Source organism: Kitasatospora purpeofusca (assembly GCF_042691725.1).
Lineage (GTDB): Bacteria > Actinomycetota > Actinomycetes > Streptomycetales > Streptomycetaceae > Kitasatospora > Kitasatospora purpeofusca_B.
Map to the genome: position 1 here is coordinate 477,734 of NZ_CP170483.1, position 19,382 is coordinate 497,115.

Annotated in this window: 14 protein-coding genes and 2 pseudogenes; 9 read left to right on the top strand and 7 right to left on the bottom strand. The window is 70.3% G+C overall.

Annotated elements, in window-relative coordinates:
* Nucleotides 1–12: 12 nt before the first annotated feature.
* Both ACFCLZ_RS02135 and ACFCLZ_RS02140 read right to left on the bottom strand, forming a co-directional pair.
* Nucleotides 13–4,140 (bottom strand): DEAD/DEAH box helicase, encoded by a 4,128-nt coding sequence (locus tag ACFCLZ_RS02135; RefSeq protein ID WP_380282859.1) that lies wholly within the window; start codon nucleotides 4,138–4,140, stop codon nucleotides 13–15.
* Nucleotides 4,141–4,263: 123 nt separating this feature from the next.
* Nucleotides 4,264–4,923 (bottom strand): helix-turn-helix domain-containing protein, encoded by a 660-nt coding sequence (locus ACFCLZ_RS02140; protein WP_380282860.1) that lies wholly within the window; start codon nucleotides 4,921–4,923, stop codon nucleotides 4,264–4,266.
* A gap of 209 nt (nucleotides 4,924–5,132) precedes the next feature.
* On the opposite strand from ACFCLZ_RS02140, the gene ACFCLZ_RS02145 reads away from it, so the two are divergent.
* Together ACFCLZ_RS02145 and ACFCLZ_RS02150 are read left to right on the top strand one after the other, a co-directional pair.
* Entirely contained in the window at nucleotides 5,133–6,323 is a 1,191-nt protein-coding gene (locus ACFCLZ_RS02145; protein WP_380282861.1) for a cytochrome P450, read from the top strand.
* A 197-nt stretch (nucleotides 6,324–6,520) separates the two neighbouring features.
* Nucleotides 6,521–6,760: pseudogene (locus ACFCLZ_RS02150) on the top strand (UDP-glucose 6-dehydrogenase); the annotation flags it as partial.
* 756 nt (nucleotides 6,761–7,516) lie between these two features.
* Here ACFCLZ_RS02150 and ACFCLZ_RS02155 read toward each other — a convergent pair.
* Nucleotides 7,517–8,110, bottom strand: coding sequence for a hypothetical protein (locus ACFCLZ_RS02155; RefSeq protein ID WP_380282863.1), 594 nt, complete (start codon nucleotides 8,108–8,110; stop codon nucleotides 7,517–7,519).
* Nucleotides 8,111–8,170: 60 nt separating this feature from the next.
* Complete coding sequence (locus ACFCLZ_RS02160) at nucleotides 8,171–8,503, bottom strand: hypothetical protein (protein WP_380282864.1); 333 nt, start codon at nucleotides 8,501–8,503, stop codon at nucleotides 8,171–8,173.
* 89 nt (nucleotides 8,504–8,592) lie between these two features.
* Between ACFCLZ_RS02160 and ACFCLZ_RS02165 the strand changes: the two genes are divergently transcribed.
* The 3 genes from ACFCLZ_RS02165 to ltrA all read left to right on the top strand — a co-directional run bounded on the left by ACFCLZ_RS02165 (nucleotide 8,593) and on the right by ltrA (nucleotide 13,480).
* On the top strand, nucleotides 8,593–9,750 hold the full coding sequence (locus ACFCLZ_RS02165) for an IS701 family transposase (protein ID WP_380282866.1): 1,158 nt from the start codon (nucleotides 8,593–8,595) through the stop codon (nucleotides 9,748–9,750).
* Between the two features lie 250 nt (nucleotides 9,751–10,000).
* Nucleotides 10,001–11,158, top strand: coding sequence for an IS701 family transposase (locus ACFCLZ_RS02170; RefSeq protein WP_380282868.1), 1,158 nt, complete (start codon nucleotides 10,001–10,003; stop codon nucleotides 11,156–11,158).
* A gap of 891 nt (nucleotides 11,159–12,049) precedes the next feature.
* On the top strand, nucleotides 12,050–13,480 hold the full coding sequence (ltrA, locus tag ACFCLZ_RS02175) for a group II intron reverse transcriptase/maturase (protein ID WP_380282870.1): 1,431 nt from the start codon (nucleotides 12,050–12,052) through the stop codon (nucleotides 13,478–13,480).
* A 144-nt stretch (nucleotides 13,481–13,624) separates the two neighbouring features.
* On the opposite strand, the pseudogene ACFCLZ_RS02180 reads toward ltrA, so the two are convergent.
* A pseudogene (locus ACFCLZ_RS02180) lies at nucleotides 13,625–14,394 on the bottom strand (IS5 family transposase); the annotation flags it as partial.
* Between the two features lie 670 nt (nucleotides 14,395–15,064).
* On the opposite strand from ACFCLZ_RS02180, the gene ACFCLZ_RS02185 reads away from it, so the two are divergent.
* The 3 genes from ACFCLZ_RS02185 to ACFCLZ_RS02195 are packed head-to-tail and all read left to right on the top strand — an operon-like array spanning nucleotide 15,065 to nucleotide 16,762.
* Complete coding sequence (locus tag ACFCLZ_RS02185; RefSeq protein WP_380282871.1) at nucleotides 15,065–15,415, top strand: hypothetical protein; 351 nt, start codon at nucleotides 15,065–15,067, stop codon at nucleotides 15,413–15,415.
* Nucleotides 15,330–16,394 (top strand): hypothetical protein, encoded by a 1,065-nt coding sequence (locus ACFCLZ_RS02190; protein ID WP_380282872.1) that lies wholly within the window; start codon nucleotides 15,330–15,332, stop codon nucleotides 16,392–16,394. Before ACFCLZ_RS02185 ends, ACFCLZ_RS02190 begins: the two co-directional genes overlap by 86 nt.
* Nucleotides 16,373–16,762, top strand: a complete 390-nt coding sequence (locus ACFCLZ_RS02195) for a hypothetical protein (RefSeq protein WP_380282873.1) — start codon at nucleotides 16,373–16,375, stop codon at nucleotides 16,760–16,762. Before ACFCLZ_RS02190 ends, ACFCLZ_RS02195 begins: the two co-directional genes overlap by 22 nt.
* A gap of 166 nt (nucleotides 16,763–16,928) precedes the next feature.
* Here ACFCLZ_RS02195 and ACFCLZ_RS02200 read toward each other — a convergent pair whose 3' ends face one another.
* Both ACFCLZ_RS02200 and ACFCLZ_RS02205 read right to left on the bottom strand, forming a co-directional pair.
* The gene (locus ACFCLZ_RS02200) at nucleotides 16,929–17,333 is read right to left on the bottom strand and encodes a transposase (protein WP_380286413.1); all 405 of its coding nucleotides are present in this window, start codon (nucleotides 17,331–17,333) and stop codon (nucleotides 16,929–16,931) included.
* Nucleotides 17,334–17,528: 195 nt separating this feature from the next.
* Nucleotides 17,529–17,942 carry a winged helix-turn-helix transcriptional regulator gene (locus ACFCLZ_RS02205; RefSeq protein WP_380282874.1) on the bottom strand — a complete coding sequence of 138 codons (414 nt, stop codon included), beginning with the start codon at nucleotides 17,940–17,942 and terminating at the stop codon, nucleotides 17,529–17,531.
* Between the two features lie 124 nt (nucleotides 17,943–18,066).
* Between ACFCLZ_RS02205 and ACFCLZ_RS02210 the strand changes: the two genes are divergently transcribed.
* Nucleotides 18,067–19,065 carry an MFS transporter gene (locus ACFCLZ_RS02210; protein WP_380282876.1) on the top strand — a complete coding sequence of 333 codons (999 nt, stop codon included), beginning with the start codon at nucleotides 18,067–18,069 and terminating at the stop codon, nucleotides 19,063–19,065.
* Nucleotides 19,066–19,382: the final 317 nt, after the last annotated feature.

Consider the following 19,382-nt stretch of genomic DNA (forward strand, 5'->3'; position numbering starts at 1 on the left):
CCGGGGGTGGCGCTACCCGGCCGGCCGCCCCGGGTCGGGTCCGTCGAGGGGCCAGGTGTCCCGGTCGCGGAGGTGGTCGTAGGTCGGCAACTCCCGCGCCAGGACGTCGAAGTGGGGCAGCGGAGCCCACAGCGAGCGGTCGCCGATGACGTACAGGCGCCGCTTCGCCCGGCTGGCGGCCACGTTGAGGAGGTGCGGGCTGCCGGCCGCCCAGGCGCGGGCGCCCGGGCGGTTGCTGCCGAGGAGGAGGATGACGACGTCGGCCTCCTTGCCCTGGGCCCGGTGGACGGTGGCGCAGCGCTCGTCCAGCTGTTCGCCGGTCCAGCCGGCTTCGGCGCAGGTCTCGCGGGCCTCGCGGACGAGGGCGCGGAAGGGGGCGATGATGCGCAGGCGTTCGGGCGCGACGCCGTGGCGGTCGAGCCGGCCGAGGACGAACTCCAGGGCGCGGCGGTCGCGTTCGCCCCAGGGGGCGTCGCCGTCGCGGGCGGGGTCGGGGGTGTCGAGCCAGCGGCTCGACAGGAGGCCGTCGCGGTCCTCGTCGGGGAAGGCCTGGGGGTGGGTGCCGTACACCATCAGGCCGCCGTAGGCGACGTCGTTGCTGACGGTGAACATGGGGTCCTCGCACCGGCGGTGGACGCGCAGGGGCGAGCCGACCCAGACCGTGGACCCGTCGGCGCCGGTGGGGTCGGGCAGGTAGGTGCCGTAGCGGTTGACGCGGTCGGCGACGGCCTGGGCGGACGTGGCGGACGGCAGCCACTCCTCATCCACCCCGTGGGCGAGCAGCAGGCGGCGCTGGAGGGCGGCGGGCATGGTGACGACGGGTTCGAGCTGCAGGGGGTCGCCGACGAGGACGGCCCGGCGGGCGCGCCACAGGGCGCCGACGGCGGCCTGCGGGGTGGCCTGGCCGGCCTCGTCGACGAGGACCCAGCCGATGGCGCCCCTGCCGAGGCGGGCGAACATGCTGCCGATGGAGGAGAAGGTGGTGGAGACGACGGGAACGAGGAGGAAGAGGGTCTGCCAGGCGCGCAGGACCTCCTCGTCGGGGACGGGGCCGTTGGTGCCCGCCATGAGCTCCGTCAGGACGAGGAGGTTGCCGCGGACCCGCTTGGCGTTGGCGGCGACGAAGGCGCGGTGCAGGTCCAGGGCGCGCATGAACAGGTCGCTGCGGGCGGTGCACCAGGCCTCGTCGGACCACGGTGAGCCGAGTTCCTGTTCCCGGTCGTCGAGGTGGAGCCAGTCCAGGGGCAGGGAGGGCAGGTCGGTGACGGCCCGGCGCAGGGCGCGGTGGGCGGCGTCGAGCCCGGCGGTCGCGGCGTCCAGGTCGCTGCGGGCGGCCGCGGCGTCCTGCCGGGCCCGCTGGACGGCCTCCAGCGCGGCGGCCTCCGCCGTACGGGCGGCGGCCTCGCGGGCACGGGCCCGGTCGGCGGCCGCGGCGGCTTCGTCGAGGGAGGCGGTGGAGCGGGTGTGCAGGTCGGTGGCGGCGAGGTCCTCGGCGCGGACGCAGCGGGCGAGATGGTCCTGGGCGTCCTCCAGGGCGGAGCGCTGCCGCACCAGCAGGTCGAGGATCTCGGCCTGGGTGCGTTCGTGCTGCGCCTCGGCGGCCTGGCGTTCGGCGGCGGTGCGGAGCAGGCGGCGCAGCCCGGAGCGCAGGCCCGGCCCGCCTTCGGGCTGCGCTTCGTGCCGGGCGGTCAGGGCCTCGACGTACTCGCGGTGGTGGGAGGCCCGCTCACGGGCCTCGGCCAGGTCGGCGCGGGCCTCGGCGAGAGCCGCGCGGGCCCGGGGGATGCCCCGGGTCGCGGCGTCGTGCGCGGCTTCGGCGGTGAGGGAGGCGGTCCGGGCGCCGGCGGCGGCCGTGGCGGCGTCGGCGTGCCGGGCTACAGCCTCCGCCGCGCGCCGGTCGGCGCGGGCGAGGGCGGCGTGCAGGGCGTCGACGCGCCGCGGGCCCCGGGCCTGCGCGGTGTCCGCCAGGGTGGCGGCGAGGCGGGCCCGTTCGGCGCGCAGGCGTTCGACCTCCGCCCGGGCGGCCTCGAAGGCGGCGACGGCCTGCGGCCAGGAGGGCACCGGCTGGGCGGGCGTCGGCTCGGCGGGCACCGACTGTGCGGGCACCGACTGTGCGGGCACCGACTGTGCGGGCACCGACTGTGCGGGCGTCGGCTGGGCAGGCATCGGCTGGGCGGTGCGCCCGGTGCGGGGCTTCGGGACGGACGGCGTCACCCAGTCCCCCAGGACGGCGTTCATACCGCGCAGCGGGGGCAGCCCCCGGGCGGTGCGCGCGTCGGTCTCCGCCTCGGACAGGCGGCCCCACCAGAAGCGCTGGGCGAACTTCGTCCGGTTCGACTTGTTGCCGAGCACGGCGGCCACCAGGCCCCAGGCGGGCGCGCCGTCGAGCAGGGCGGAGGCCAGGTCGGAGAAGTGGTCGGGGCCGTCGTGCCAGTGCTCGTCGAGGGCGGCGGCGCCGGGCAGTTCGGCCGTCACGTTCTCGACGGCGCCGTTGTTGGAGGAGGTGACCACGATCTCGTGGCCGGTGAGCCTGGGGTCGAGCGCCGCGACGAAGCGCACGTGGCGCCCCTGCCGGTCCTTGCCGCGCCAGGCCCGGCCGACGAACGCGTCCTCGGGCCGCTCGAAGGAGGCCATCACGGTGGCCCGTTCGACGACGAGCGCGGCGACCAGGTCGCGCAGCATGGTGGTCTTGCCGGTGCCGGGCGGGCCGTTGACGGAGAAGAGGCCGCCGTCGGTCCCCTCACGGTCGGCCAGCATCCGGTTCACCGCGAACTGCTGGCTGAGCGCGAGCGGGTACTTCGCCTTCGCCGGCCAGCGTCCCGCGGGCACGAGGGCGGGGCCGACGCCGTCCAGGACGGCCTGGCGGTCCTCCCGCAGGTCGGTGCGGGCGTGGACGGCGATGTCGGCGCGGGAGGCCAGGTACGCCTCCAGGGCGGGACCGAGGCCGCCCTCGCCGTCCTTGCCGCCCTTGCCCTCCTTCCCGCCCGCGCCGTCCTTGAGTGCGGCGCGGACCCGGGCGAGGTCCGGCGGCAGCAGGCTGTTGAGGAACGGCTGCGCGGCGGTGGGCCGGGCCTCGGGGTCGCGCGGGAGGCGGACGAGTCGGCTGCAGACGCGGATCGCGCGCGGGTCCAGGCGCTCCTGGACCCCGCAGAGGTGCGCGATCTGGGCGGTCAGGGCGACGAGGTCGGCGAACGCGACGGCCCGGAACTCGGGGCGGGTCCCGTCGGCGGGCGCCGTTCCGGCCGACTCCGCCGGTTCCGCCGTTCCTGCCGGTCCCGCCGTTCCTGCCGTTCCAGCCGCCTCGACGGCGGCCCCGGTGGCACCGTCCTGCACCGGACGGCGCGCCGCCACCCAGTCCGCCACCCTGCGCACCAAGGGGTCCGCCGCCCCCTGGATCGCGACCCCGGCCGCCTCCCCGAGCAGCACCCCGACCGCCGCCACCGCGGCGCCACCCAGCACCTCGGCGAGCACCTGCCGCCAGCCCCGGGCCGCCACGCCGTCCGCGGCGGGTGCCGCCTGGAGACCGGACGAACCCTCCCGCACGGTCCGGCTCCCGCCGGCGGCGTACGTGATCGGCGCGGCGGCCAACTGCCCCACCGCCGCCTCGAACGCCTCGCCCAGCTCCTCGAAGCCGTCCAGCCACCCCGGCGCCGAGGGCCCCGGGTCGAACAGCCGGCCCGTCGCCCAGGCACACGCCGACACCACCGACGTCCCGTCGACCGGCCGCCCGTGCTCGTCCAGGACCAGCGCGAACATCGCGCTCCGCCCCGACAGCACCAACTCCTCCTGCGGCACCCCCGGATCCGGCTCGGTCCCCGCCGGCAGCACCGCGATCATCGCCTGACGCAGCAGCTCCAGGTCGAACAGCCCGCCGTACACCTCGTGCCGCCACACCATCCCGCGCGGCGCCCGCCACGGCGCCGTGTCCGGATGCTCCGCCGACCACGGCAGCACCGGCGCGGCCTGCCCCGCCCCCGGCGTGAGGTCCACGACGAACGTGTCGGAGGCCCGGGGCCTGCCCGCACGCCGCTTGCGCGGCAGGTCCGGAATGCTCGGCGGACTGAACAGCTCGATCGCCCGCCAACACTCCAGCAGGTCGGCCACCCGCCGCCCCTGCTCCCGCTCCCGCCCCGACCGCATGCCGCTCCCCCGTATCGAACCCGCAGCTCAGAGCCGCTTCGTACGCCGATCAACAGTCCGCAGAATCTACCGGACGGCGGACCGGCGGGCCGAGCCGCCCCGGGGGCCGGGTCCGGTAGTACGTCAGGACAGCAGACCGCGCCAGCGTTCGGCCGAGTCGAGCATGTCCTGGATGACCCGCTCCAGGAACGCCCCCGCCTTGGTCAGCCGCTGCGCCACCGGGCTGTCCGCCCCCAGCGCCTCCAGGAGGTCCGCCGCGACCCTCGCCGTCTCCAGCGTCTGCCGGGAGCTGATCACGATCGACCGGTACCAGGCCTCGTCGTCGAGCACGTAGACGTCGCGGCGCCGCTGAGGATCGCGCTCGCGGCGGACGTACCCGTTCTCGACGAGCTGGTTGACGGCCACGGAGACGGAGGCCGGGCTGACCCGCAGTCGGCGGGTCAACTCGGCGGCGGTGCGCCGGCCGTCCTCGGACAGCAGCAGATCGACGTGCACGCGCGCCGTCATCCTCGGCATCCCCGACCGGACCGCCGCCTCCACGATCCCCTCCGCCACCGCGCCGACCGCCGCCCCGCCCGCAGGCGGCGCCGACGGCGAGCCGCGCCGCGCCCGTCGGGCCGCCGCCTGCTGCGCCGACTGGGGCCGGTAGGCGGAGGCGCCGCCGTTGCGGGCGACCTCCCGGCTGATCGTCGAGGTCGGCCGGTCGAGCCGTCTGGCGATCTCGGCGTAGGAGAGCCCGTCGGAGAGTCCGGTCGAGATCCGTTGGCGGTCTTGCGGGGTCAAGCGTCCTCCTGGCATGCCGCCAGTATTGCCTTCGACGCCACCCATTGCAACGAGTCGTTGCATTCGAGCGCAGCCTCATTGCATCAATTTATGGCCTCTCACCTGGCCAAATGCGGATTTCACAATTGACGACACCATGAACGCAACGTAGCTTTCGAGATATACCGAACATACGCCGGAAGCACCTCCCCGCGAGCCGAGGACCAGCCATGGGTGAATCTCCGCACATCGTCACGACACAGCCGACGACCCGCCGGTCCGGCTGCCCCTTCGATCCGCCCGCCGAGCTCCTGGAAGCCCGCCGCCAGGGCCCCCTCAGCCGCTTCACCCACGTCGGCGGAAACCCCGGCTGGCTGATCACCGGCTACGACCTCGTCAGGTCGGTCCTGGCCGACCCGCGCTTCAGCTCCCGCAAGGACCTGATGAACGTCGTCGACTTCGCCATCCCGCCCGCGCCGCCCGGCGAGTTCCTGCTCATGGACGACCCGGAGCACGGGCGCTACCGCAAGCCCCTGGTGGGCAGGTTCACCGCCCGGCGGATGCGGCAGCTCACCGAACGCATCGAGCGGATCACCGCCGACTGCCTGGACGCCATGGAACAGGCCGGCCCCACGGCCGACCTGGTGACCGCCTTCGCCAAGCCCGTCCCCGCCATCGTCATCTGCGAGTTGCTGGGCGTCCCGTACGAGGACCGGGGCTCCTTCCAGAGCCAGATCGAGACCTTCCTCAACGGGGAGGCCGACCCGGACGAACTGATCGCGGCCTACACCGCCACCCAGCGGTACCTCGCACAACTGGTCGCCGCCAAACGCGCCGACCCCACCGACGATGTGCTCAGCGACCTCACCGACAGCGACCTCACCGACGAGGAGCTCCAGGGCATCGCGCTCATCCTGCTCTCCGCGGGCTTCGACACCACCGCGAACACCCTGGCCCTCGGCACCTTCGCCCTCCTCCAGAACCCCGCCCAACTCGCCGCCCTGCGCGCCGATCCCACCCTCACCGACCAGGCCGTGGAGGAGCTGCTGCGGTACCTCACCGTCGCCAAGACCTTCATGCGCACGGCCCTGGAGGACGTCGAACTCGCCGGCGTGACCATCGAGGCCGGCACCACCGTCGTCCTCTCCTACAACACCGCCAACCGCGACCCCGACCGCTTCACCGACCCCCACGCCCTCGACCTCCGCCGACAGGACGGCACCCACCTCGCCTTCGGCCACGGCGTCCACCAGTGCCTCGGCCAGCAACTCGCCCGCATCGAGCTGCGCGTCACCCTCCGCGCCCTCCTCGACCGCTTCCCCACCCTGCGCCTCGCCGTCCCCTCCGAGGACATCCCCCTCCGCCCCGAAACCGCCGACGTCTACGGCGTCAAAAGCCTCCCCGTCACCTGGACCCCCTGACCATGCCCGCCCCGGCCGGAGCGCCCCGGTCGGGCACCCGGCAACGTCGACGACGCCACCGCGTTCGGCCCGGTCTCGACGGCGTCCGCATCCCGCGCGCCGACACGGACCGCCCGCGCACGACGCCGGACCACAACCGGTAGCGTCAGGGGCACACCGAGTAACGGTGTGCCCCTGCGCCCGGACAAGGACCCACCATGCGCGTCTCCGTGATCGGCTGCGGCCACCTCGGCATCCCGCACGCGGCGGCGATGGCCGACCTCGGCCACGAGGTCATCGGCGTGGACATCGACCGCGACAAGGTCGAGCGGCTCAACAACGGCGAGTGCCCCATCTTCGAACCCGGCCTGCCCGAACTCCTCGCCGAGCACATCGCCGGCGGACGCCTGCGCTTCACCACCGACATCGCCGAAGCGGCCGCCTTCGCCGAGTTGCACTCCGAGTCAACACAAGATCATTCACGCAATCGCGATCAGAGCCGAATCCAACGAGCCCCATCACAGCAGCACGGAGGGCTGGACCCACGGGTCCCGCCCTCCCGCACATCCAGGGCAAGGCCCCGGCCGCGACTTGTCAGGGAGGCGACCCGGGCCCGCGATCACAAGCTACCGACGCCCACCCCGGCGCCTACGGACACTCCGCCCCAGCCTGCCAGGTCACCCGATCAGTGGCTCCGAATCTCGCCGGAGCGGCTCTCGATCTCACCGAAGAACGCCGGCCGCGGTCAAGTACGTCATCGCCACGAACGGCCTACACCTGGCTCCCGTTCACCCCGGAGCAGTGGCTCTCGTATGACCCGACGAAATCACCCCCACACCCCGGGACACAATTTCCCGCGTAACGTAACGTTTTGCACCAACTTGCTACACCCATCCACCCGAAGAAAATCCCCGCCGTACCCGCCCCTCACCCCGGCCGGAGCCGGACACAACAGACGGGACACGACACACCACGCCCCCAGGAAGAGACTCACCACACCCTTCGCGCGTGCTGCCTGGCGGCCGCACGGGGCCGGGGCCTGACGGCCTCGTCGGCGATGGCCGGGCGCAGCGGGCGGGCGGCATCTGCGGTGATGGCCATGCGACACGACAAACCCGCACCGACACCCGCAGCGAGGCCTGCTACCCGCTCGACCTCGAACCCACAAAGCCCCAGCCCCCACACCACCTCAACTACGCCCCCTTGATAGCTCATCAGCCGTGCATGTGCACCGGAAGCGGATTGTCATGTAGCCAGCGCCGTACAGCAGCCGCATCCCCGCGGCGACCGAGATCGTCGAGCACCCGTGCCTGGAGTCCCAAGACCCCGCGGAGGTCGGGAAGCAGGTCGGGTGTCGAGGCAATGTGATCACGATGGATCGCTACCGCCTCCCCCGTGTTGTAGAGCGCTCCAGCAAGATTGCCTGTCATCGCCCTGAGTAGGCCCATGGTCGCCAAGGAGGAGGCCAGGCCCCGTGCGTAGGCTGCAGGGTTGCCAGCGATGGGGTCTGCCAGTCTCCGAAGGATCGCCACCGCTTCCTTCGACGCCTCCAGCGCGTCCGTGTGTCGGCCAACCTGCGCCAGGTGCCTGCCCAGGTTGCTCAGTGCGATAGCGAGGTCGGGTTGGTGAGCGGTGGGGTTGCCGGTGCCGGGGTCCGCCAGCCGCCGGTGCACCGCCACCGCCTCGGTGGCCGTATCCAGCGCCTCGGCGCGCAAACTCGCCTCCGATAGTTGGATGGCAAGGTTGGTCAGGGAGGCGGCGAGGTCGGCTTCGTGGGCGGTGGGGTTGCCGGTGCCGGGGTTGGCCAACCGCCGAAAGAGGGGCACCGCCTCGGTGGCGGCGGCCAGGGCCTCCGTGCGCCGTCCCGCCTACAACAGCCAGATGCCGAGGTTGGTCAACGAGATGGCGAGGTCGAGTTGGTAGGCGGTTGGGTTTCCGGTGGTGAATACGGCCAGCTTCCGGAACACCGCCACCGCGTCCTGTTCTGCGGCCAGAGCCTCCGCCCACCGCCCCACGTCCGACGACTGGACACCGAGCCTGGACAGCGCGGCGGCGAGGCCGGGTTCATAAGCGTCGGGATCGGCCCAGGCAAGCTGTCGCCAGGCAGTGTGGGCGTCCTGGGCTGCGGCGAGAGCAGTGTCGTGCAGTCCGGCGTAGTGCAGGCGCACCGCGAGCTGGTCGTTGATACGGGCGTGGACCAACGGGTCCTTGGTGGCAGCCAGCCGATGGCGGGCTAGTACTGCAACGGTGCTTACCGTGACGGTTGCGGGGTTCGCTCGTTGGGCCGTTCATGGGTGGGGACATAGCCGAGGCTGATGCTTGTCGTTGGTCGGGCGGGCTGGCCGAGTTGCATGAGCGGTTTGCGCACCGGTTCGCGCGGAGTGAGTCGCGGGAGTCGGCGCTGGCGTACATGCGGGGCCTGCTGGCGCCGTTGGAGCGCAAGAACGGGTGGACGGTGGCGGAGGAGGCCGGTCATAGTGGCCCGGACCGGATCCAGCGGCTGCTGAACCGCATCGACTGGGACGCTGACGGGGTGCTCGACGACGTTCGCGGCTACGTCGTCGAGCACCTGGCCGATCCGGGAGGCGTGCTGATCGTGGACGACACCGGGTTCCTGAAGAAGGGCGTGCGGTCGGCCGGCGTCCAGCGGCAGTACTCCGGTACTGCCGGCCGGACCGAGAACTGCCAGGTCGGGGTCTTCCTCGCCTACTCGACCGAGCGGGGCCGGACCTTGATCGACCGGGCACTCTACCTGCCGAAGTCGTGGACGGACGACCGCGTGCGCTGCCAGGATGCGGGGATCGGCAGCGAGGTCGAATTCTCCACCAAGGTCCAGCTCGCGAGGGCGATGATCCGTCGGGCGATCGACGACGGGATCCCGTTCCGGTGGGTGACCGCGGACGCGGGCTACGGCTACAGCAAGGGCTGGCGCTACGAGTTGGAGCAGGCCGACGTCTTCCACGTCGTGGCCACCACCCGACACGACACCGTCGTCACCCGGAAGGCCCTGGACCACCCGCTCCACGACCTGATCGCCGACCTGCCCCGGCAGAAGTGGAAGCGCCGCTCCTGCGGCGAGGGCGCCCACGGCCTGCGGATCTACGACTGGGTCCGCGTCGAGGTCCGACCCTGGCACCGCCCCGACCGCAAGCACTGGGTCCTGGCCCGCCGCAGCATCACCGACCCCACAAAGGTCGGCTACTACATCGCCTACGCGCCCGCCGACGCCACGCTCAACGAGCTGATCGCCGTCGCGGGCGCCCGATGGGCGATCGAGGAGTGTTTTCAAACGGCGAAGGGCCAGTGCGGTCTGGACGACTACCAGGTCCGCCGCTACCCGGGCTGGCACCGGCACATCACGCTCGCCATAGCCGCCCACGCCTACCTCACCGTCGTGCGGGCCCAGCACCTCGAAAAGGGGCCAGACCTGCTCGAACGCCAGACCTGATCCCCCTGACTGTCCCCGAGATCCGCCGGCTGATCACGCATCTCACCTGGCCTGTCCGCCGCAGCATCGACCACATCCTGCACTGGTCCCGATGGCGCCGCCGACGCCAGTACCAGGCCCGGACCAGCCACTACAAGAGACGAGGCCACAGCCCAAGAGCTGAAGCCTCGTCACGGTCAGCACCGTTGCAGTACTAGTACTGCAACGGTGCCTACCGTGACGTTCGTCGGATCCGCTCGTTGGGCTGTTCATGGGTGGGGACATATCCGAGGTCGATGCTCGTCGCTGGTCGGACGGACTGGCTCGGCTGCACGAGCGGTTTGCACACCGGTTCGCGCGGAGTGAGTCGCGGGAGTCGGCGCTGGCGTATCTGCGGGGTCTGCTGGCGCCGTTGGAACGCAAGAACGGCTGGACGGTGGCCGAGGAGGCCGGTCACGGTGGCCCGGACCGGATCCAGCGGCTGCTGAACCGGATCGACTGGGACGTGGACGGGGTGCTCGACGACGTGCGCGAGTACGTCGTCGAGCACCTGGCCGATCCGGGTGGCGTGCTGATCGTGGACGACACCGGGTTCCTGAAGAAGGGTGTGCGGTCGGCCGGTGTCCAGCGGCAGTACTCCGGCACCGCCGGCCGCACCGAGAACTGCCAGGTCGGCGTCTTCCTCGCCTACTCCGGACGGCTTGGCCGGACCCTGATCGACCGGGCGCTCTACCTGCCGAAGTCTTGGACCGACGACCGCGAGCGCTGCCGGGCCGCAGGAATCGGCGACGAGGTCGAGTTCGCGACCAAGCACCAGATCGCCCGCCGGATGGTCCGTCGGGCGATCGACGACGGGATCCCGTTCCGCTGGGTGACCGCGGACGCCGGCTACGGCAACAGCAAGGGCTGGCGCACCGAGCTCGAACAGGCCGACGTCTTCCACGTCGTGGCCACCACCCGGCACGACACCGTGGTCACTCGCCGGGCCATGGACCACCGGCTCCACGATCTGGTCGCGGGGCTGTCGCGGCAGAAGTGGAAGCGCCGCTCGTGCGGCGAAGGCGCCCACGGCCCGCGGATCTACGACTGGGCCCGCGTCGAGGTCCGTCCCTGGCACCGCCCCGACCGGCGGCACTGGGTGCTCGCCCGCCGCAGCATCACCGACCCGACGAAGGTCGCCTACTACATCGCCTACGCGCCCGCCGATGCCACTCTGAACGAGCTGATCGCCGTCGCGGGCGCCCGCTGGGCGATCGAGGAGTGCTTCCAGAGCGCCAAGGGCCAGTGCGGCCTGGACGACTACCAGATCCGCCGCCACCAGGGCTGGTACCGGCACATCACCCTCACGATGGCCGCCCACGCCTACCTCACCGTCCTGCGGGCCGAGCACCTCGAAAAGGGGACCGGGCAGCTCGAACGCCAGACCTGATCCCACTCACCGTCCCCGAAATCCGCCGGCTGATCACCGGCCTCGCCCAGCCAGTCCGCCGAAGCATCGCCCACGTCCTGCACTGGTCCCGTTGGCGCCGTCGGCGCCAGCACCAGGCCCGGACCAGCCACTACAAGAGACGAGGCCACAGCCCAAGAGCTGAAGCCACGTCACAGAAGGCACCGTTGCAGTACTAGGGCCCGTCTTCAAAGATCAGATCCAGAGCAGGATCGAGGCAATGGTGACGGCGGCCTGATAGGACTCGCGGGTCTTGTCGTAGCGGGTAGGTGCGCCACGAGGCGCCGTGGAGTCGAGTGAGGTGAGAGACCATCACCGCCGGGTTGTCGCAGCAACCTGGTTGAAGCTGGGGGCAGTTCGTCTCGGGGGATGCCGAGGCGGGCGGTAAGCAGCCCTGACAACGCCGGGACGGACTGGCACTGCCAGACGGTTCGGGTCCGGCAAGCGAGACGGGAAGGTGTACGCGAGGAACCAGTGCTTGACGCCCCGTAATTACGACACCGGCTCCAACCTGGCGGATCTGGGCCGGACGCAGTGCACGACCGTCGGCGAGCTGGCGGTCGACTCCGAAGCCGACTCTACTCATCGGTGGGGAGGCCACACCGAATGTCTGCGGCGTAGGTGTGGCGATGCTGCCGGGGTAGAGCTGGGCACCTCACCCGTCGATCGACTCCGTGGTGAACGTGGGAACTGTCCGCGGTCGCCCTCCGTGTCGGGTCTCCAACCCGACCGAGGGCAGGCCCATCGCCGGCTGAAGGCCGCCGGACAGGACGGAGGCTCCGTAGTACTCGGAGGCCGGGAGAGCCGGTCACGTGGGGAAGGGGGCCAGCAAGTCGGCAGTGAGGATGCTGGAATGCCAGGAGGTTGTCGCCGGTGAACACCGACGAGCTGGAGTCCGCCCTGCTCGGGGCGGAGCTGCGGGTACTGGAGATCCAGACCAAGCTGCACCGTTGGGCAAACGATGATCCTCATCGCAGGTTCGACGATCTGTTCAACCTCGTGGCCGACCCCGCCTTCCTTCTTGTGGCGTGGGACCGGGTCCGGGGAAACAAGGGCGCCCGCACGGCAGGAGTGGATGGGAGAACCGCACACTCCATCGAGGCCGGGCAGGGAGTCGAGGTCTTCCTCGACGGGCTGCGGTCTCAGCTGAGAGAACGCAGCTTCCGGCCGGTCCCGGTGCGTGAGCGGATGATCCCGAAGGCGAACGGCAAGCTCCGCCGCCTGGGCATTCCGACCGTAGCGGACCGGGTGGTCCAGGCGTCCTTGAAGCTGGTGCTGGAGCCGGTGTTCGAAGCGGACTTCCTCCCGTGTTCGTACGGGTTCCGCCCGAACCGCCGGGCTCAGGACGCTGTCGCCGAGAGCCGATACCTCGCCAGCCATTCCTACGAATGGGTGGTGGAGGGCGACATCACGGCGTGCTTCGACGAGATCTCGCACACGGCTCTCATGGACCGGGTGCGGGATCGGATCGGGGACAAGCAGGTCCTGTCGCTGGTGAAGGCGTTCCTCAAGTCCGGGATCATGTCCCGGGACGGAGCCCTTGCCGACACCCGCACCGGCACCCCGCAGGGCGGGATCCTCTCGCCGCTGCTGGCCAACATCGCCTTGACCGTGTTGGACGAATACGTCACCAACCGGCCAGGCGGGCCGACCACCACCGAGGCACGACGCGCGGGACGCCGCCGCCGTGGCGAGCCCAACCTTCGGTTGGTCCGCTACGCGGACGACTTCCTGATCCTCGTGTCCGGCATTCGCGAGCACTGCGAAGCACTGCGCGAGGAGGTGGCAGCGGTTCTCGCGCCGATGGGCATGCGCCTGTCGATGGAGAAGACGAGGATCACCCACATCGACGAGGGCCTCGACTTTCTCGGATGGCGCATCCAGCGTCACCGGAAGAAGGGCACTGATCGGCAGTACGTCTACACCTACCCGGCGCGGAAATCGTTGCGTTCCGTGATGGCCAAGGTGAAGGAACTGACCGGACGGCAGAACGTTGGCCTGGCGCTGACAGTCCTGCTGCACCGACTGAACTCGGTGCTGCGGGGATGGTGCGCGTACTTCCGTCCCGGGGTTTCAAACGTCGCCTTCTGCTACCTCAGCCACTACGTGTGGATGCGGGTAGTCCGGTGGATACGGCGCAAACACCCCGGGATCACGTGGAAGCAGCTTCGCCGCCGCTATTGCGGAGGCGGCTGGTGGCCTGTCACGGAGGAGAGAGAACTGTTCAACCCGGCGAAGGTGAGCACGACCAGATACCGATACCGGGGAACAGTCATCCCGAGCCCATGGCCCACTGCGGCCTGAGGATCTGACCACCCCAACGGGGCTTGTGGAGAGCCCGGTGCTCGGAGACGGGCACGCCGGGTTCGGGAGGCGGCTCGGGGAAACCCACTGGTGGAGAGACCAGCAAGGCGCCCCGAGTCGACCTCACCCAGGCCACGCCATTGCTTCAACCGGTTTGAAGCAGCGTTCGACGACGTTGCGGAGCCGGTAGACGCGCCGGTCGAAGGCGGGTGTCCGGCCGCCGCGCGAGCCGCGGTTGCGTCGGCCGAGCGCTTGGTCGACGCGTTCGGGGATGGTGTGCGGGATGCCACGCCGTCGCAGGTAGGCGCGGATCTTCCGGGAGCTGTAGCCCTTGTCGGCGATGACGTGGTCGGGCCGGGTGCGCGGGCGCCCCGGCCCGACCCGAGGGACCCGGATCGCCTCCAGGACCGACTCCAGGCGGGTGCAGTCGTTGGCGTTGCCGCCGGTCAGGACGAAGCCGAGCGGGCGGCCGCGTCCGTCGCAGGCCAGGTGGAGCTTGGTACTCAGTCCGCCACGGGAACGGCCGAGGGCGTGATCACCCGCTTCGTCCCGGTCGCGTGCCCCCTTTTGCCGCCGGTGGCGTGCTGGTGGGCCCGCACGATCGTGGAGTCGACCGACACCAGCCAGCCGATGTCCCCGGCCGCATCCCTCTCGGCCTGGATCGCGTGGAGCATCCGGGAGAACGTACCGTCCAGCGCCCACCTGCGGAAACGTGTATAGAGGGTCTGCCAGGAGCCGTAGCGTTCCGGCACGTCCCGCCAGGACGTGCCGGTCCGCAGCTTCCACACGATCCCGTTCAGCACCAGCCGGTCGTCCGACCGCGGCCGGCCCGCCACCCCCGAAACGGGCAGGAACCGGGACAGCGCAGCCCACTCCGCATCCGAGAGCTCATGACGACGCACCATGACCGACATGATCTCTCATCACTTGATCATCTTTAAAGACGGACCCTAGTCGTGGCATTCGGTGTCAACACGATCGGCCCGGCTCTGGACGTCTGGCGGCGCGCGCATGGGGATACGCCCACGAGGTTGCTCGCCGCACACACAACGCTAATCGAACAAGCCGCGCAGACAGCGGGAATGACCCTGCTTGGTACTGGGGCAGCAGCAACGATTTGGCTATGGGCACCCATCAACGAGCCCCCTCTGCAGTGGCTGGCGCTCGGCGGGAGCTTTGGGCTTCTCGCCGGCTGCAGGTGTGGAGCGCGAAAAGGCTCGCACCGCAAGTGTGGACAGCATCCTTCAAAGAAGGTCTTAGTAAGACCAGTGTTCGGCTACAACAGGGAGTCGTGCTGGGTGCATCCGTTGCGTACATCCTTGGGCTGAGCTGGATTCAGATGCAGCTGGCTCATCTGGTGCTCTGGCTGTCTCGGCTCTGAAGAACCTGAGATTTTCACAAGGCCCGGAGGCTAACCCGGTCTGTTCGCTATGAACTCGCGGGTCCCTCCCCGAGAATCTGGCCTATGGACCCGCGAGTTCCCTCTGAGCTGCCTTCAGTTTCCGTGAACTCGCGGGGATCATGGCCCTGTTCTCCTGAAGCTACGGCGAAGTGACAAGTAGCTCTCTGTAGCGGATCTGGGGTGTGCTTGTCAGCGGTCTGGATATTCTGGGTCTGTCGGGGGCTGTGCTCGGTGAGGTTGGTCCGGTCATGACGACCGGAGGGGGCTTCTCGCTGGACGACACCGAGGCGGACCTGCGCGAGAATGAGCCCGACATAGACCAGATCCGTGCTGACCTCACCGCCGTGACCGGCATCGCGGCGCTCACCGACCTTGCCGATACGGTGCCGTATCACCTGCTGTTCACGTTGCCGCGGGGGGTCACACGGGCGCACCGAGGGGATCAATATGGCGATGATCACGGTGGACGTGGCAGTTCCCGACGTGCTGCGGCCGGTCGTGGATGTGGCAGCGTTGCCAGCGGCCCTCGGTGACGTGGGGCCGGCGTGGCTGGTGCTGTCCGAGGACGGACGGCTGGCGCGGTGGACGCCGACGACCGGCGAGGTGCAGGACGTGGCCCGGTATCGGGAGGAGAGGCCGGCGTCCGAATACGGTGGCGGCGTTCGACTGCGGCTTCATGTGTCTCGGTGTGGCCGTTGGGCGGCGGTGGTTCAAGACCGCGGTCGGTACGGAACCGTCGTCGATCTCACCACCGGTTCGCCGGCGTTGACGTTGGACGGCGGGGACTACTGCTGTGAAACCGTCCCGTTCGCGTTGGCGTTCGCCGAACACGGTGGCCGGCCGGTTGTCGTCCATCGCACTGGCTGGAACCGGTTGGATGTCACCGATCTCGCGTCCGGCGAGGTGCTTACGGCGCGGGACAGCCCGGATAGAGATGAGGAGGATGCGGAGTACGACCTCGATTACTTCCACGGCGCGCTGTCGCTGAGTCCTGACGGGACTCGTGTCTACGACGGCGGTTGGGTGTGGCAGCCGTGGGGGATGCCGGCGGTGTGGAGCCTGACCGCCTGGCTGCACGACAACCCGTATGAGTCCGAGGACGGGCCCAGCTATGCGGTGTATCCCGAGGTCTCGGAGTGGAACTGGCCGGTGGTGTGGATCGACGACGGGCGGATCGCGGTGTACGACCGGGACGATGCCGGCAGCGGCACCGTCCACGTCCTCGACCCCACCTCGATCGAACTGCGCTCGCCGGGCGTCCGATGGATCAAGGCGGTCGCGACGTTCCCCTGGCCGGTCGGCGATTTCGGCTTCTTCACCGACGGAGAGCATCTGCTGATCGCCGACGAGGCCGGTCTGCAGGGCATCGACATCACCAGCGGACAGCAGATGTTCGCGATCGACGGGTTCCGCCCGGCGCGTCAGGATCGACATACCGGAACGCTGATCCAGGTCGGCAGCGCCAACGCCCGGTTGTGGACGCCGCCGGAGTGGACTGCGCGCGCCGGCTGAGCTGCCACTTCCCGCAGGGTGCCGAGCGGGAGAACATCCGCGAGTCCACACTGGAAGGGCTCGACACCGCCTCTCGCAAGGGCAAGCACGGCGGCCGACCGCCGGTCATCACCGACGACATGCTGCACACCGTGCTGCGGCGCCGCGCGAACGGCGAGTCCGTCGAGCAGATCGAGCCCGCCCGGATCATCCCCACCGGCAAGCGCAAGGGGCGCAACCCCTCGGTGGCCAGCATCTACCGGGCACTGGCCGAGCACGCCAAACGCGAGGCGTACCTCGAAGCTGCCGAGAAGGCCCCCGCCGACTTCGCCGCCCTCCGAGCCGGCGAAGTCCCCGGCCCCCGCCTGCTACTTGTCACTTCGCCGTAGCTTCGGGAGAACAGGGCCATCACCACCGGAAGGCCGTCAGCGGAACCGCTGATGTCGCCGCCGGGGCAGCCCGAGCCCGCCCCGTTCGAATCCTGACCTGGGCAAACATTCGGCCGAGATTCAGAAAAAGGCACTGAGAGGACGTCCTGCCCGAATACGGGATATTTCATGGATTGTGCCAAGTTATAGTGGTTTCGCCCGTTGCTCGCTTAGCAAGGTTCGAGATCATTGCGAGGCGGATCATGCTCTCGGAGTGCTCGGGCTTGGTCTCGTAGTCACGGGCGAGTCGGCGGTGCATCATGATCCAGCCGAAGCTTCGCTCGACCACCCACCTCCTCGGAACGACTGAGAAGCCTTTGACCTGGGCATTTCGCGGAACGACATCGACGTCGATGCCGAGCATCGCTCCATGCTCGACGGCCTGGGTCTTGTAGCCGGTGTCGACCCACGCCTTGGTGACCGTGGGATGCGATTCGGCGAGCCGAGTCAGGAGCTGCTTCCCGGCATCGTTGTCGGAGACGCCGGCCGCGGTGACCATGACGAGCAGAAGGAGGCGTTGAGATTGGTCCATCGCTCGATCGGGTGATGGCCGCGCCGTGATCCCGGCATTTTCGAACCGGACAGGAGCTACCGCCCCCAAATCGGACGAATCGTCAATCCGGATGCCGCTTATTGGCCTGCATAAATGGGACAAATAATGCCTGTTGGTCATTTCTCCCTAGCAACAAAAGCCTCAACCCGGCGTATCAATGACACGAACATCCTCTCAGAGGTCCCCGGCGCCCGCCGCCTGCTCCCGGTCGTAGGAGTCGCGCGAGCGGGCGATGGCGTCGCGGTGGCGCTCCGCCCAGGCGGTGAGGCCCTTGAGGGAGGTGTAGAGCTCGTCGGCCATCTCGGTGCCGCGGTACTCCACCTTGGGCGGCACGGTCGCGTAGACGGTGCGCTCGATCAGGCCGTCGCGTTCGAGGTTGCGCAGTGTCAGGGTGAGCATGCGGCGGCTGATGCCGGGGATGGCCCGTTCGAGTTCGGTGAAGCGGACCGGGCCGTGGCTGAGGTTGAGCAGGATGCCGATCGCCCACTTGCCGCTGATCCGGTTGAGCGCCTCCAGGACGGTGCAGGCCTCGCGCTCGGCGGGCGGGGCGCCGTCGTCCTCGATCACATCGTTGTTCCCCAGGAACATGAAAGTGCCTCCTTACGGTGGACTTGATGGTCACACAGGATGGTCGCTGTAACAAGAAGTGCCCTCGGGGAGCGCGGGCGCCACCGGGCGCCCCTCCCCGGCCATTCCCCGAAGGACTCCTCCGATGACCACGCAAGCCCCGCCGTCCCTCCAGCCTTCCAGGTCATGCTGGTTGGCACTGGGAGTCCTCTGCACCGGCAATCTGATGATCATCCTCGACGGTTCGATCGTGACCGTCGCCCTCCCGACCATCCAGACCGACCTCGGCTTCACCCAGTCCGGCCTGGCCTGGGTGGTCAACGCCTATGTCATCGCGTTCGCCGGGCTGCTGCTGCTCTCCGGCCGGCTGGGCGGCCTGCTGGGCGGCTCGCTGGTGCTGCTGGCCGGGTTCGTGGTCCGCCAGGCGTACGCGGCCAAGCCGCTGCTGCCGCTGCACATCTTCCGCTCCCGGGCGGTCTCCGGCGCCAACGGCATCATGGTCCTGATGGTCGCCGGCCTGTTCGGCTACCAGTTCTGCACCGCGCTGTACTTCCAGAACGTCCTGGGCTACGACGCGCTGAAGACCGGCCTCGCCTTCCTGCCCGCGCCGGTCACGATCGCGATCGTCTCGCTGGGCCTCGCGGTCAAGCTGAACCAGAAGTTCGGGCCCCGCCGGGTGCTGGTCGCCGGCCTGCTGCTGGTGGCCGCGGCGCTCGCGCTGCTGGCCCGGGTGCCGAGCGACGGAAGCTTCCTCGCCGACATCGTGCCGCCGTTCGTGCTGCTCGGCCTCGGCTTCGGCGCGGCCATGCCCGCGCTGATCGGCCAGGCCATGGCGGTCACCTCGCCGAACGACGCCGGCATCGCCTCCGGCCTGGTGAACACCAGCCAGCAGGTCGGCGCCTCGATCGGCACCGCGGTGCTCGCCACGGTGGCCGCCTCCCGGACGGCGACGCTGCTCGGCGAGGGGCACGGCCGGGCCGAGGCGCTGACCGGCGGCTTCCACCTCGCCTACGGGCTCAGCGCCGTCTTCGTGGTGGTCGGCGTCCTGCTCGCCGCCTTCGTCCTGCGCAGCCCCGCGGTCGCTGCCGAGAGCGCCCCCGGAGCGGACCTCAAGTCTGCGGACTCCCCCGTGCCGCACATGTGACGGTCCCCGTGCGGCCGTTCCGGAAGGCTCCCCGGAACGGCCGGACCACCTGCCGGCACGCACCACCCCGGCGGTGCGCACCACCCTGACGGCGCGCGCCCCGTCGGAGCCCGCCGGCCGAGCACACCCGCGAGCGTCCCGCCGCCAAACCCGCGGGCCCCGGAAAAGGGCCCGCACAGGGGACGGTCACGGGGGTCGGATCCGTACGGAGCCAGCACACTCGTCGCATCGTCCGTGGCCGGGGCCATCAGCGCCTCCCCTTCGGGGTGGGCGGGCCTTGCGCCGCCCACCGTTCCCCCGCCTCGCGCAGGATCGAG